13 protein-coding genes, 1 tRNA gene and 1 pseudogene are annotated in these 13,896 nt (G+C 40.1%); 2 read left to right on the top strand and 13 right to left on the bottom strand.

The genetic code is table 11. From position 1 onward, the window contains the following. The first annotated feature begins 40 nt into the window (after positions 1 to 40). Positions 41 to 676: a pyridoxamine 5'-phosphate oxidase gene (gene pdxH, locus F824_RS0122755; RefSeq protein ID WP_019600251.1), complete on the top strand. Its 636-nt coding sequence runs from the start codon at positions 41 to 43 to the stop codon at positions 674 to 676. Positions 677 to 701: 25 nt separating this feature from the next. Here pdxH and bshB1 read toward each other — a convergent pair whose 3' ends face one another. The 8 genes from bshB1 to F824_RS0122715 form a co-directional block, all read right to left on the bottom strand. Then, a complete protein-coding gene (bshB1, locus tag F824_RS0122750; RefSeq protein WP_019600250.1) occupies positions 702 to 1,418 on the bottom strand; it encodes a bacillithiol biosynthesis deacetylase BshB1 in 717 nt (238 codons plus the stop codon). A 55-nt stretch (positions 1,419 to 1,473) separates the two neighbouring features. Beyond that, a complete protein-coding gene (locus F824_RS0122745) occupies positions 1,474 to 2,517 on the bottom strand; it encodes a peptidoglycan DD-metalloendopeptidase family protein (protein ID WP_026333875.1) in 1,044 nt (347 codons plus the stop codon). A gap of 9 nt (positions 2,518 to 2,526) precedes the next feature. After that, positions 2,527 to 3,471 carry a thioredoxin-disulfide reductase gene (gene trxB / locus F824_RS0122740; protein WP_019600248.1) on the bottom strand — a complete coding sequence of 315 codons (945 nt, stop codon included), beginning with the start codon at positions 3,469 to 3,471 and terminating at the stop codon, positions 2,527 to 2,529. A gap of 161 nt (positions 3,472 to 3,632) precedes the next feature. Then, a complete protein-coding gene (locus tag F824_RS0122735; protein ID WP_019600247.1) occupies positions 3,633 to 4,496 on the bottom strand; it encodes a sigma-70 family RNA polymerase sigma factor in 864 nt (287 codons plus the stop codon). An 88-nt stretch (positions 4,497 to 4,584) separates the two neighbouring features. Continuing rightward, a complete protein-coding gene (gene pnp, locus F824_RS0122730) occupies positions 4,585 to 6,726 on the bottom strand; it encodes a polyribonucleotide nucleotidyltransferase (RefSeq protein ID WP_019600246.1) in 2,142 nt (713 codons plus the stop codon). Between the two features lie 110 nt (positions 6,727 to 6,836). Beyond that, positions 6,837 to 7,112 carry a 30S ribosomal protein S15 gene (rpsO, locus tag F824_RS0122725; protein WP_019600245.1) on the bottom strand — a complete coding sequence of 92 codons (276 nt, stop codon included), beginning with the start codon at positions 7,110 to 7,112 and terminating at the stop codon, positions 6,837 to 6,839. A 74-nt stretch (positions 7,113 to 7,186) separates the two neighbouring features. Then, entirely contained in the window at positions 7,187 to 8,980 is a 1,794-nt protein-coding gene (locus tag F824_RS0122720) for an LptF/LptG family permease (RefSeq protein ID WP_026333874.1), read from the bottom strand. 81 nt (positions 8,981 to 9,061) lie between these two features. After that, on the bottom strand, positions 9,062 to 9,457 hold the full coding sequence (locus F824_RS0122715; protein ID WP_019600243.1) for an START-like domain-containing protein: 396 nt from the start codon (positions 9,455 to 9,457) through the stop codon (positions 9,062 to 9,064). 90 nt (positions 9,458 to 9,547) lie between these two features. Between F824_RS0122715 and F824_RS0122710 the strand changes: the two genes are divergently transcribed. Then, positions 9,548 to 9,621: transfer RNA gene (locus F824_RS0122710), tRNA-Met, on the top strand. Positions 9,622 to 9,952: 331 nt separating this feature from the next. Here F824_RS0122710 and rplT read toward each other — a convergent pair. The 5 genes and pseudogenes from rplT to F824_RS27775 form a co-directional block, all read right to left on the bottom strand. After that, the gene (gene rplT, locus F824_RS0122705) at positions 9,953 to 10,297 is read right to left on the bottom strand and encodes a 50S ribosomal protein L20 (protein WP_019600242.1); all 345 of its coding nucleotides are present in this window, start codon (positions 10,295 to 10,297) and stop codon (positions 9,953 to 9,955) included. Positions 10,298 to 10,399: 102 nt separating this feature from the next. After that, positions 10,400 to 10,594: a 50S ribosomal protein L35 gene (gene rpmI, locus F824_RS0122700; RefSeq protein WP_019600241.1), complete on the bottom strand. Its 195-nt coding sequence runs from the start codon at positions 10,592 to 10,594 to the stop codon at positions 10,400 to 10,402. Positions 10,595 to 10,614: 20 nt separating this feature from the next. Continuing rightward, positions 10,615 to 11,166, bottom strand: a complete 552-nt coding sequence (infC, locus tag F824_RS0122695; protein ID WP_019600240.1) for a translation initiation factor IF-3 — start codon at positions 11,164 to 11,166, stop codon at positions 10,615 to 10,617. 82 nt (positions 11,167 to 11,248) lie between these two features. Continuing rightward, on the bottom strand, positions 11,249 to 13,198 hold the full coding sequence (gene thrS / locus F824_RS0122690; protein ID WP_019600239.1) for a threonine--tRNA ligase: 1,950 nt from the start codon (positions 13,196 to 13,198) through the stop codon (positions 11,249 to 11,251). Positions 13,199 to 13,586: 388 nt separating this feature from the next. Then, positions 13,587 to 13,896 (bottom strand): annotated as a pseudogene (locus tag F824_RS27775) (IS110 family transposase); the annotation flags it as partial.

The raw sequence follows: 13,896 nt of genomic DNA, 5'->3' as shown, positions 1-13,896 counted from the left end.
GCAATAAGAATAGTAATTTTAAATACAAATTTTATAAAAAATGAAAATATCAGATATTCGGATTGATTATTCACTTAAATCATTGGATTTAAATGATGTATTGCCCTCACCCATCGAACAGTTCAAAATATGGCTGAATGAGGCTATTCAGGCAAAGGTACTGGAAGTCAATGCAATGAATTTGGCAACGGTCAAAGAGGATGGCCGTCCAAACTCCAGAATAGTCTTGTTAAAAGGGGTAGATTCAGGATTGGTTTTTTTTACCAATTACTCAAGTACCAAAGGTATTGAATTGGAAAAAAATCCCTACGTATCTGTCACTTTTTTTTGGGCCGAGCTGGAAAGACAAGTGCGAATAATGGGCAAAGTGTCGAAAATCAAAGGAGAAGAATCTGATGAATATTTTTTTTCAAGGCCCTTTTCAAGCCAAATCGGGGCATGGGTTTCTCCTCAAAGCGAGGCGATCGAGGATCGTGAATTTCTTGAAAAAAGGGATGTGGCTCTAAGGGAAAAATTTGATCCTGATACGATCAAAAGGCCAATGCATTGGGGTGGATTTAGAATCGATGTCAGTGAAGTAGAGTTCTGGCAAGGAAGGCCAAGCAGGTTACATGATCGCATCCTGTATACCCAAACAGCGAATGGCCATTGGGAGAAAAAAAGGTTAGCGCCTTGATTTCTCCCAAGGATTGCAATTAAGTTTATTTTAGATCGAAAAGATTGTCGACCCCGATCATTTTTTCGACTGTAAAACCTTCCCCGAATTTGACGTTGATGCTGTGTCCAAATTCCCTGGCTCGTGCCTCAATGAAATCCAGAAAATCCGGTGAGGAAATAAAACTCGCTGGTTCGGCATTGCTTGGATCAAAGAATTGGGATTTGAAAGCCACTATACTTTCCACCTTTTTTTCCCAAAAAGGAGTGATATCGAATACGAAATCAGGTTTGATGTAATTGTTTTGAATGTAGTGGTAAACGAATTTCGGTCTCCAAGCAGGTTGAAATTGGCCATCATGCGTTGTTTCTATTTTTCTCAAGCCACTCATAAAACATGCATTGGAAGTCAATACACTTCCTTTTCCATGGTCTGGATGTCTATCGGATACTGCATTTGCCAGCACTATTTCGGGTTGATACTTTCTAATTGCCTTAATGATTTCAAGTTGATGGGCAGCATCATCATTGAAAAAAACATCTTGAAAAGCCAAATTTTCCCTTGCGGAAAGCCCTAAGATGGTTGCTGCCATATCAGATTCCAATATTCGGATTTCAGGAGTTCCCCGAGTGCCAAGTTCTCCTTTGGTTAGATCCAAAATACCAACTTTATAGCCTTTGGCAACATGGGCAGCAATGGTTCCAGAACAACCGAGCTCCGCATCGTCTGGATGGGCTGCAACAACTAGAATATCAAGTTTCATATATTATCATTCAATACTTTTGGTGAATACCACAAAAAATCCTGGTACCATGATGCTACCTTACTTTTATTCTTTGACCAACCCTCAAAACACTTCTTGTGGTTATGTTATTCATGCTTGTCAAGGTACTGACCCTAACGCCATATTTCTTGGCAATCAAGCTCAGATTCTCGCCGCTTTTCACACGGTGGTATACAGCCTCTTGCGTATTCGGTTTTATGACATGATCGAAACTTGAGGCGGTTATGCTGTAAAGCTCGGACTTGATTCTTCCTCCATTGAAATCGAAAACTTCGGTAGGGTTGATGGATAAACCCTGAAAACGAATTTCATAATGGAGATGGGGACCGGAGCTTCGACCCGTACTGCCACCAAGGCCCAAAATTTCTCCAGATTTGACCTCTTGGCCTATCTCCACTAAAATCTTTGACATATGGCCATAAAGTGTTTCCAAACCATTTTTATGCCTTACTACCACATAATAGCCATATCCATTCCTGTCATAGGATTTGATCCTGACAATCCCATCAAAAGTGCTGAAAATTGGGTCACCAGTGTTCAGTTTTAGATCGGTTCCATGGTGCCATCTGTACCTTCTGAATCCAAATTCAGAGGTAATCTTTGTGCTTTCCAAAGGCAGGTTCCAATTTGCTCCAAAAAACTGGTCATACAATTTGATGTTGACAGTATCTTTAAAATCTTTAGGATTGAAATCGTAGATATTTATTTTTTTACTATCCCAAGAGGAGTAATACTCGAAAGCGGTAACCCAAATGCTGTCAATCAATACTTGTTCAGAAACCTGCACGAGTTGGTTTGTGGGCGCCCAAACCAAGGACAAAGTGTCTTCAGCGACGATGCTCATCCTCTTTCTCAAATCCACATAATCCTTATAAAGCAAGGAATCTGTTTGTCGAGTAAGGTTCTGTAAATATTTTTGGGAATCAAAAAGTCTAATGTCTCTTTTTAAGGGATTATTTGTGGATGAACTTTGTGTTTTTGGCTTTTTGATGATCTTGGGAAAATTTTGAGCATGGCTCGAAAACGAACCAATGCTCAAAAATAAAACCATTAAAATGCGGATAATTTTTAAACTCATCTGAAAATATTAAGCCATTTCGATTTCTGCAAGATATCTTTCAGAATCAAGAGCAGCCATACAGCCGGTTCCTGCTGCGGTTACAGCTTGACGGTAAATGTGATCTTGGGCATCACCACAAGCAAAAACACCCTCAATATTTGTTTTGGTGCTTCCAGGGATTGTTTTGATATATCCAGATTCATCCATCGTGATGAAATCCTTGAAAACCGCAGTGTTGGGCTCATGTCCAATGGCCACAAAAAAACCTGATACTTTTAGATCCTGTTTCTCATTCGTAACCGTATTGACAATGCGCACTCCCTCAACTTCCTCTTCACCCAAAATCTCCTCAGTTTCGGTATTCCAAAGAACAACGATTTTCGGATTTTTCAACACTCTTTTTTGCATGATTTGAGAAGCCCTCATTTCACTGCGCCTGATCAGCATATATACCTTGCTGCAAATATTGGCAAGATAGGTGGCTTCTTCGCATGCGGTATCTCCTGCACCAACAATGGCTACTTCCTGACCTTTGAAGAAAAACCCATCACATACAGCACAAGCTGAAACCCCTTTTCCATTGAGCCTTGTTTCACTTTCCAGTCCCAACCATTTTGCGGATGCTCCGGTAGAAATGATAACGGTTTCGGCCTGGATCTCTATTTGTTCATCAACAATGACCTGAAAAGGCCTTTCTGAAAAATCAACTTTGGTAACCATACCATATCTAACCCTTGTATCGAATCTTTCGGCCTGCGACCTAAAATCTTCCATCATTTGGGGGCCCATCACACCATTTGGGTACCCGGGATAATTTTCCACATCGTTGGTGATGGTCAATTGACCTCCGGGCTGTGGGCCAGTGTATAAAACTGGATTCAGTCCTGCCCTTGCAGCATAAATTGCGGCTGTATAACCAGCCGGACCAGATCCGATAATTAAAACCTTTACTTTTTCTATTTCAGGGGACATTTCAATTGAATTTTTGGGTGGGCAAATTTTAAGAAATTAAAGTTTACAACAAAGTTTATGGTTGTTAAAATTCCCTAAAATTTAAAGTTATATTTTAGTTCTGATTTATAACAAAAAAAGGGGGAATATCCCCCTTTTTTCATAACCCTTATGAAGGACGTTTATCCTAAATATGGCTTTAAAGTTTTACTTCTTGAAGTATGTCTTAACCTCCTGATAGCCTTTTCTTTGATCTGCCTTACTCGTTCCCTTGTAAGATTGAATTTTTCACCGATTTCTTCGAGTGTCATGGAATGCTCTCCATTCAAACCAAAATAAAGGGTGATTACATCCGCCTCTCTTTGGGTCAAAGTAGATAAGGCTCTTTGAACTTCCTTCCTAAGGGAATCATTCATCAATCCATCATCCGGTTTTTCTTCGCCATCATTCTCCAAAACATCCAAAAGACTGTTTTCTTCACCTTGAACGAATGGGGCATCCATAGAAACGTGTCTACCCGAGATTTTCATGGTATCCACAACCTCAGCAGCGGTAACTTCCAAGACCTCGGCAAGTTCTTCAGGAGAGGGTTCTCTCTCGAATTTTTGCTCAAGCTCACTAAAAGTTTTGCTGATTTTATTCAAAGAGCCTACCCTGTTCAAAGGAAGACGTACTATTCTTGACTGCTCAGCTAAGGCCTGAAGAATAGATTGTCTAATCCACCAAACTGCATAGGAGATGAATTTGAAACCACGGGTTTCGTCAAATCTTTGCGCGGCTTTGATCAAACCAAGATTACCCTCGTTGATCAAATCACCCAAAGAAAGTCCTTGGTTTTGGTATTGTTTGGCAACAGACACTACGAATCTTAAATTGGCTTTGGTAAGCTTTTCAAGAGCGAGTTGATCCCCTTCCCTTATTCTTTTTGCAAGAACTACCTCTTCATCTGCCGTAAGAAGATCCACTTTGCCTATCTCCTGTAAATATTTATCCAGGGATTGGCTCTCCCTGTTGGTAATCTGTTTGCTAATCTTTAGCTGCCTCATTCAAGAAATTTTATTTTGCGGTTAAGACTATTGGTATAACAGAATTGGTTTTCAATTAAGTTCACTAATGAAAATATTCATCAAATCCTTAATCGTTCCTTTCGGTTTTTTCTGGTTTGGGCAACAAGACTTTTCTAGAAAGTTTAAATTTCCCAGTTTTCTTATCTACATCGATAAGTTTAACCATGATCTCTTCTCCTGGTTCCAAAACACCTTCCATATTTTCCAATCTCTCCCATTTGATTTCGGATATATGCAATAAACCATCTTTACCTGGCATAAATTCAACAAATGCACCAAAAGGCATGATGTTTTTCACTTTGCCGGTATAAGTTTCTCCAATTTCAGGTTGAGAGACAATGCTCTTGATCCTTCCAACCGCTGCATCCATGGATGTTTGGTTATTAGAGAAGATACTGATACGGCCAGCATTGTCTTTTTCTTCAATGATGATGGTCGCTCCGGTGTCTTTTTGGATTTCCTGGATGACTTTACCGCCTGGTCCAATTACCGCGCCAATCAATTCCTTAGGAATGGTCAACATAAACGATCTTGGCGTATGCGGTTTCAATTCCGGTCTTGGGGAAGCAAGGGTTTTTTCAATTTCTCTAAGAATATGAAGTCTTCCCTCTCTCGCTTGGTACAATGCCTCTTTCAATACATTATAATCCAAACCTTCAACTTTCAAATCCATTTGACAGGCAGTGATTCCTTTTTCTGTTCCTGTGATTTTGAAATCCATATCTCCCAGATGATCTTCATCACCCAAAATATCGGATAGGATTGAATATTTCCCTGTTTTGGAGTCGGAAATCATTCCCATCGCAATTCCAGTAACTGGTGCGGTGATTTTTACTCCCGCATCCATCAATGCCAAAGATCCAGCACAGACAGTTGCCATGGAAGAAGAACCGTTTGATTCCAAAATATCCGAAACAATCCTGATCGTGTATGGATTTTCATCCAATGGAGGCAATACTTTTTTCAAAGCACGCATCGCAAGATTACCATGACCCACCTCTCTTCTTCCTACTCCCCTGTTGATTTTTACTTCTCCAGTAGAGAATCCAGGGAAATTGTAATGAAGATAGAATTTATTATATCCTGAAAAAACAGCTCCATCCACCATTTGTTCGTCCATTTTTGTACCCAAAGTACAGGTAGTGACGGACTGGGTTTCACCTCTTGTAAACACGGCAGATCCATGCGCGGATGGAAGATAGTCAACAGCAGACCAGATTGGTCTGATTTCGTCCGTTCTTCTACCATCTAGTCTTTTCTTTTCATTCAGCGTAAGATTTCTGGCCGCTTCCTTGTGGATTTTGGCGAAATATGGGCTGATCAAGCTGGCTTCAAATCCATGGTCTTCGCCCAAACTCTGGACAAATCCTTCCTTGATGGCTTTGATCAATGCGCTTCTTTCGTTTTTGTTTGGAATCTGCCTTGCGACAACTTCGTAACACTTTTCGTATAATTCAGCCCTCATTTTTTCAAACAATTGAGGATCTGATTTCTCGTGGTTGTATTCTCTTTTGATTTCTTTTCCTACTGCCTTGGTCAATTCCAATTGAACTTGACAATGTCTCTTGATTTCTTCATGGCCAAATGCGATCGCATCTACCATTTCGTCCTCAGAAATTTCATTGGACTCACCCTCTACCATCAAGATAAAATCAAGTGATCCGGCAACGATGAATTCACATGTTGCTTTTTCCAATTGTTTAGGAGTCGGATTGATCATGAATTCACCATCAATTTTGGCAACTCTTACTTCTGAAATAGGTCCATTGAATGGGATATCAGAAACTGCCAATGCAGCTGATGCAGCCAATCCAGCCAAACAATCAGGCAAAACTTCGGAGTCAGAAGACATCAAGGTGATCGCTATTTGGGTGTCAGCGTGGTAATCATCCGGGAAAATTGGTCTGATGGCCCTATCGACCATTCGGCTTATCAAAATCTCGTAGTCGGACAATCTGCCCTCTCTTTTCAGAAATCCCCCTGGGATTTTGCCTGAAGCAGCAAATTTCTCTTGGTAATCCACTGACATCGGGAGAAAATCAACGCCTTCACCAGCTTCTTTTTTTGACATTGCAGTGGCCAAGAGCATCGTATTGCCCATTCTTACCACTACTGCACCATCAGCCTGTTTGGCCAATGCACCTGTCTCAATAATAATCTCTCTACCATCCTTAAGGATTATAGATTTTGAAATAACATTTGGTAACATAAAGTTTTTTTAAGAATTACTCTAGACTATAATAGATTTAAAAGTAAGGTTTAATCTTTGGTGAAAGCAAAAAAGTAAGGTCCTCCCGAAAGAGAACCTCACAATGTCAATTATTTACGTATTCCTAGGTCAGCAAGCACAGCTCTATATCTTTCAATATCATTCTTGATAAGATAATTCAAAAGACTTCTTCTCTTACCTACAAGTTTCAAAAGACCCAATCTTGAAGAGTGGTCTTTTTTGTTGGTTTTCAAATGGTTTGTTAAATGCTGAATCCTATAAGTGAATAGTGCGATTTGGGATTCAGGAGAACCTGTGTCCGTATCAGCTTTTAACCTGCCATGATTTTTAAACAACTCCGTTTTTTTCTCTGATGTTAAATACATGCTTAGTTAATTAATTTTGTAAAACAAACACAAATATAAGCCTATTATTTTGAATATAAAAACCAGTTTTCGTTTTAGGAAAACTTTGACTTAAACCAATTGATGAGTTTTTTCACCCCTTCCGTGTAGGTTTCTGGCTCAAACAACCGAGCGTCTTTTCGTGCCTGTCTCAGGAAGAAAAGCCCGAAAGGCAAAAGCATCAAATTTGAAAAGGCCGTACCTAAAAATGGATCCGTCAACCCCTCCTTCACCCACTTTTCCCCCGTGATGGTAAGCATGTAATAAACAATAAAGAAAATAATGGAAATAAGAACAGGCATACCCAATCCCCCTTTCTTGATGATCGCTCCCAATGGTGCCCCAATCATGAACATGACGATACAGGCAAATGCAGAAGTATACTTTTGATACCATGCGATTTGGTATCTTCTGTATTCCCTTTCCAGATTATCTATTTGTGAAAGTTTGTTGCTGAAATTATTTTTGAGCGTTCTGGCATTGTTCAGTGCCACTGTGGCTGCACGGGTTTTGTAATTACCCGCAACTATCATTGAATCCATCCACGCCTTCTTTTCAGGGGAAAACACTCTTTGGGGAATTTCCTTTTGAACCTGTACGGGAAAAGTAGGTTTGGCCAAGCTGGAATCATTTCCCGAGTCGGACGCGGCAGGATCCTGAACATCATCCATCAATTTCTTCCTTTTTTCAATCAGCGCATTTGGATCGAATCCACCATCGGAACGCTGTGAAAGGTCAGAATCAAGGGATGCCAAAGCCTGATCCTGGGTTTCGGACATCACGGAAATAGCCAAGGAGTCAAGAGCCCCCGATCCATTGACAGTGATACTATCTTTTCTCCTTGTCAACTCACGGTCTCGTCTCTCCTGCTCAAGCGTTTTTAGGGCTCGGATGGAATCGTCTGTTCTTTTCCTTTCAGAAATATCTTTTGGGGGAGTTAGTTTCCTTTCCCTTGCGAAATAGGGATAGGAAGATTCCGTATTGAGGTAGTTGAGATAGGTGATTTGATTGATTTCACTTGCCAGGGAATCTAGGCCCATTCGCAATCCCGCTATATTCTTGATGGACCGATTGGTAGACCAGAGGTCCTCCGGGGTCCGGTTCAACTGAAAAGACTCCAAATTGAAAATTATCTGGTTTTCGGAAAATTTGGTTCGACTGAAATCCACGGGTTTTTCCATTATCCCCCGTTGTCCCCTAGATTCTTTATAGTTATACCCATGGTAAAGGGTAAGACTCATATAACTGTCATTGAAAAACGGTTCCATACGACCGGAATCTGCCAGTATGATGCCGATATTGCCCTGTCCCTCTGAATGGTCATAGATAATGACATCCTGCAACCTGACTTCGTCCAATTTCCTATTGACTTTGATGCTATAATTTGGGATACCATTATAAAATACTCCTTCCTTGATGTCCAATGCCGGAGATTTCATCCGGATGTCGTACAGGAGTCCAAAGGTCTTGAGGTTCACTTTTGGCACCAGATAATTGTTGGATAAATAAGCGCCGATGGCCAGGAAAAACACAAAAATCCCAATGGGTCTCAATGCCCTCAGCAGGGAAATGCCACTGCTCTTGATCGCCGTGAGCTCAAAATGCTCCCCCAGATTCCCAAAAGTCATCAAGGAAGAAAGCAATACCGCCAAGGGCAAAGCCATAGGAGATATACTGATGACAAAGTAGCCAATAAGCTCCATGTACACCGAGAAGGCCAAACCTTTGCCGAAGATTTCGTCAAAGTATTTCAGCATATTCACGGTGAGCAGAATAAAATCCACAACAATAAAAGTCAATAAAAAGGGACCTAAAAAGGACCCTAGTATTAATTTATCAAGTTTTTTCATGAAACCCCGAGGCTCTTTTTCTTTTTGTTAAGAACGTCAAAGGTCATGATAATATTCCAAAAACAGGAACACTTCATAAAACTAACCTCCAATTATCTCTTTTAATGAACCGATAAGGCTTTCCCAAATCGATTCTTGCTCGTCATCATCATAAGTATCGCTATAATCAACGACCTTCAAAAACAAGGTTTGGGTAAGTTCATTTTCATCAAGTCGGAATTCTATGAAAGAATGATCGGTCTCATCAGGGTTTTTTGGATCATAGAAATCAAACTTGATATGGATATTGGTTCTCAGCGCCACGATTCTGGCATAGTGATCCTCTCCATCGTAATTGAAAATATAATTTTTATCCTCATTGATCTTCACGTCATCTGCAAACCATTCCGATAAACCACTCGCTGTACTCAGGTACGGGAAAATTATTTTCCTTGAAGTATTTATCTGATAATCAGAAACAAATTTATTCTTAACCATTTTAATTTTAATTGATTTGTAAATAATGCTTTTTTTAACGCGTAAGACTTGCATTTTAGTCCTTAACCCTGCATATTTGCATTCCGATTTGGCGAGGTAGCTCAGTTGGTTAGAGCGCAGGATTCATAACCCTGAGGTCACGGGTTCAACTCCCGTCCTCGCTACATTAAAAGCTTCTCCATGTGAGAGGCTTTTTTTATGCCTTTATTTTTTTGATGGACAATGATTCAGAGAACCATCGGTTGAATTGGACAAAACCACTTTCATTTATTTGTTAACGTTAGATTCAAATCTTTGACCAGCAAAAGAGCGCCTTCCCATTCCACAGGTATTTTTTGAAATTATCCAAGTTGGAATTGGAGATATGCTTTCGGGTCTGATTTGATCTTTTGTAATATAGTGAAAAATAAGAAAGAGAACCTATTGGCATAAAAAAAATGCACAAAAAAAAAGCCCCTTTATCAGGGGCTTTTAACAAGTAAGTTAAGTGCCTTCTTACTTTACTTTTTCAACAACAGCTTTGAATGCCTCGGGATGATTCATAGCAAGATCGGCTAGAACTTTTCTGTTCAATTCGATTTCTGCTTTTTTCAACATTCCCATCAATTGTGAATATGAAATACCATGTTCTCTGGCACCGGCGTTGATACGTTGGATCCATAAAGCTCTGAATTCTCTTTTCTTCGCTTTTCTGTCCCTGTAAGCATACTGTAAGCCTTTCTCATATTTGTTCTTTGCTACCGTCCAAACGTTTTTACCTCTTCCGAAGTAACCTTTGGTGGCTTTTAATACTTTTTTCCTTCTAGCTCTAGACGCGACGGAGTTTACTGACCTTGGCATAATTTACTGATTTTTGACTCTTGGTGCCTTTCGGACTTTATACCAATGAATCTGGTGAATAATTTAACCTTACTGATGATTTTTAATGGACGAATCGTTTGATCAGATTCTCAACATTGCTTTTACTCTTCCTTCATCTGACTCGTGAACCATTCCCATTTGGGTAAGATTTCTCTTTTGTTTGGTTGTCTTTTTTGTCAGGATGTGGCTTTTGTAAGCATGCTTCCTTCTGATTTTACCGGATCCAGTCAATTTGAATCGCTTTTTTGCACTTGATTTTGTTTTTACTTTAGGCATAACTGTATTATTTGTTGAAATTATTTTTTCCCTGGTTTGGCGGCAATAAAGATATGCATCCTTTTACCTTCCATTTTTGGCATTTGTTCTACGATGCCGTATTCTTCGAGGGCTTGCGCAAACTTTAGCAATAGCATTTCCCCTCTTTCCTTAAACACGATACTCCTTCCCACAAAATGAACATAGGCTTTTACCTTTGCTCCCTCTTTCAAGAAATTGATGGCATGTTTCAGTTTAAAATTGAAATCGTGATCATCGGTATTCGGACCAAAACGAATTTCCTTTAAAACAGTCTTGGAAGCATTGGCTTTGATTTCCTTTTGCTTCTTTTTTTGCTCATATTTAAATTTCGCATAATCAATCACCTTACACACAGGAGGCTCGGCATTTGGTGAAATTTCTACGAGATCAAGTTCATTTGCCTGGGCAATTTTAATTGCTTCATCTAAAGGTAAAACGGCGTTTCCGCCTTCTACAAAATCACCTACAACCCTTACTTCTTTGGCTCTGATTCTGTTATTTACTTTATAAGGCTCTTCTTGTCTTGGTTTGAACGGTGTTCTTCCTCTCAAAATATTTTATGGTTATTTAATGAAATAGGACGCAAATATCGAAATAATTATGAGATTTAAAAAACCTCCTGCCTTTTTACTTTTAATTTTTCAGTGAATCAGCAATTAGTCCCTTGAAATATTTTACAAATTCCTCAGGAGTATAACTTCCCAAATCACCGTCAATGTGTTTCCTTACCGATACTTTTTCCTCCTCCTGCTCTTTTTCTCCTACGATCAACATGAATGGGATCTTTTTAACTTCCGCATCCCGGATTTTTCTCCCGATCTTTTCATCTCTGTTGTCGATAAATCCGGTGATGTCATTTTCATCCAATAACATCCTGATTTTTTCAGCATATTCGGTAAATTTCTCTGAAATCGGCAAAATGGTGATTTGATCAGGGGACAACCAAAGTGGGAAATTCCCTGCACAATGTTCTATCAATACGGCCACAAATCTCTCCAAAGAGCCAAATGGTGCGCGGTGGATCATCACTGGTCTGTGTTTCTGATTGTCTGCTCCGATATATTCCAACTCGAATCTATCCGGCAACTGGTAATCCACCTGAATGGTACCCAACTGCCATCTTCTGCCCAAGGCATCCTTCACCATGAAATCCAATTTTGGACCATAAAAAGCTGCTTCTCCCAGGACTGTGACGGTTTCAAGACCTTTCTCAGCAGCCGCTTCTATAATTGCGGATTCTGCTTTGTTCCATGCCTCATCTCCTCCAATGTATTTTTCCCTGTTATTGGGATCTCTCAAGGATATCTGGGCTGTGTAATCATTAAATCCCAACACCTTAAAGACATGCAATACTAGGTCGATGACTTTGATAAATTCTTCCTTAACCTGATTCGGCATACAAAAGATATGCGCATCATCCTGCGTAAATCCACGTACACGGGTCAAACCGTGTAATTCACCACTCTGCTCGTATCGATAAACAGTACCAAATTCAGCATAGCGAATCGGTAGATCTTTGTAGGATCTTGGTTTGTATTTGTAGATCTCACAGTGGTGAGGACAGTTCATTGGTTTCAATAAAAACTCCTCTCCTTCATTTGGAGTAGCGATCGGCTGGAATGAATCCTTGCCGTATTTTTCATAATGGCCAGAGGTTTCATACAAAGCCTTGTGCCCAATATGTGGAGTGGTCACTTGCTGATACCCGGATTTGTCCTGGGCCTTTTTCATGAAATTGATCAAACGCTCCCGAAGCAAGGTGCCTTTTGGCAACCACAATGGAAGTCCCATGCCTACTTTTTCGGAAAAGGTAAACAATTCCAATTCCCGTCCGAGCTTTCTGTGATCCCTCTTTTTGGCTTCCTCCAGCATAAATAAATATTCCTGAAGTTCTTTCGCCTTGGGAAAGGTTATGCCATAAATACGGGTGAGCATCTTGTTCTTCTCATCCCCTCTCCAATAGGCACCGGCAATATTCAATAGCTTGACCGCCTTGATAAATCCCGTATTTGGAATGTGGGGTCCACGGCAAAGGTCAACAAAGTTGCCTTGCTCGTAAAAAGTAATGGTGCCGTCGGCAAGTCCTTCCAACAAGTCCAATTTATATTCGTCTCCCTTGTTTTCGAAATAAGCGATGGCTTCGCTTTTAGAGATGTCTTTTCGTATGTATTCGCTTTTGTTTCGGGCCAACTCTATCATTTTGGCCTCAATGGTTTCCAATTCGGCGCCTTCGAAAGTCCGATCGCCGAAGTCAACATCGTAATAAAACCCGTTTTCGATAGAAGGGCCAATACCAAGTTTAACACCCGGATAAAGGGCTTCCAAGGCTTCAGCCATCAAGTGGGCTGATGAATGCCAAAAAGTGGATTTCCCTTCCTTATCATTCCAGGTGAGCAATTGAACGGTGGCATCTTGCTCAATCGGACGGTTTGAGTCCCATATTTCGCCGTTTACCTTTGCCGCCAATACGTTTCTGGCCAAACCCTCGCTGATACCAAGAGCAATTTGTAGTCCTGAAACTCCTTTGTCCATTTCCCTTTCCGAACCATCCGGAAGGGTTATTTTGATTTTTTGATTAGACATTTATGATTTTAATTTTATGAAACATGCCATTCTATACAAACAGATGGCTTACTGAACGCAAATATGCAAATTCATTGTCGCTTTTTAAAAAATCTACCTAAATAGACAGGATTATTTTTTGAATGTCCTGTCTTGTGGACTTTTTGGTTCTCGGTAAAAGAGTACTCCAAACAGATTGAAAAGGAAATGAAAGAGATCCCCTTCTTATTTATTCCGTGTTAGGTTTTAGGCATTACCTATCCCATTCCGGTCTAAAATTGCTTAATAATCAGTCTTGGTTTATTATTTTTAACTTCATCATATCGGTTTTATCCCTTTATTCTCTTAATAGTCTGATTTTCTTGCAGTTTCAATCCTATTGGGAAATAATAGCATATTTCCATCTAACTTATGATAGGGCAGCATTTAACTCATCGGCTGACATATTCAGTGATAGCATCTTTTTTTTAATTGATGCTATCATTCGATCCTTCATTTCTTTTTGGTATTGGTCTAAATTACCGGGCTGGTATCTTTCTCCTTTTATAATCATGTTCCAGATAATTACTGCCAGCTTTCTGGCAGTTGCGGTAATGGCAGCTCCCCTTCCTTTGCGATAAGCCACTCGTTTGAAAAACCTTGTCAACACCCCATCTTTGGTTTTATCAATGGTGTTTGCAGCATTTCTTAAAGCCAGCGCCAACTTGTTACTCCCTTTT

It is taken from the genome of Rhodonellum psychrophilum GCM71 = DSM 17998 (genome assembly GCF_000381545.1).
GTDB classification, from domain to species: Bacteria; Bacteroidota; Bacteroidia; order Cytophagales; family Cyclobacteriaceae; genus Rhodonellum; species Rhodonellum psychrophilum.
This window is presented reverse-complemented; position numbering and strand designations above follow the sequence as displayed.

Excerpts from the sequence above, each read along its gene's own strand:
- pdxH (WP_019600251.1), top strand. The coding sequence starts at position 41 with ATGAAAATATCAGATATTCGGATTGATTATTCACTTAAATCATTGGAT.
- bshB1 (WP_019600250.1), bottom strand. The coding sequence starts at position 1,418 with ATGAAACTTGATATTCTAGTTGTTGCAGCCCATCCAGACGATGCGGAG.
- F824_RS0122745 (WP_026333875.1), bottom strand. The coding sequence starts at position 2,517 with ATGAGTTTAAAAATTATCCGCATTTTAATGGTTTTATTTTTGAGCATT.
- trxB (WP_019600248.1), bottom strand. The coding sequence starts at position 3,471 with ATGTCCCCTGAAATAGAAAAAGTAAAGGTTTTAATTATCGGATCTGGT.
- F824_RS0122735 (WP_019600247.1), bottom strand. The coding sequence starts at position 4,496 with ATGAGGCAGCTAAAGATTAGCAAACAGATTACCAACAGGGAGAGCCAA.
- pnp (WP_019600246.1), bottom strand. The coding sequence starts at position 6,726 with ATGTTACCAAATGTTATTTCAAAATCTATAATCCTTAAGGATGGTAGA.
- rpsO (WP_019600245.1), bottom strand. The coding sequence starts at position 7,112 with ATGTATTTAACATCAGAGAAAAAAACGGAGTTGTTTAAAAATCATGGC.
- F824_RS0122720 (WP_026333874.1), bottom strand. The coding sequence starts at position 8,980 with ATGAAAAAACTTGATAAATTAATACTAGGGTCCTTTTTAGGTCCCTTT.
- F824_RS0122715 (WP_019600243.1), bottom strand. The coding sequence starts at position 9,457 with ATGGTTAAGAATAAATTTGTTTCTGATTATCAGATAAATACTTCAAGG.
- rplT (WP_019600242.1), bottom strand. The coding sequence starts at position 10,297 with ATGCCAAGGTCAGTAAACTCCGTCGCGTCTAGAGCTAGAAGGAAAAAA.
- rpmI (WP_019600241.1), bottom strand. The coding sequence starts at position 10,594 with ATGCCTAAAGTAAAAACAAAATCAAGTGCAAAAAAGCGATTCAAATTG.
- thrS (WP_019600239.1), bottom strand. The coding sequence starts at position 13,198 with ATGTCTAATCAAAAAATCAAAATAACCCTTCCGGATGGTTCGGAAAGG.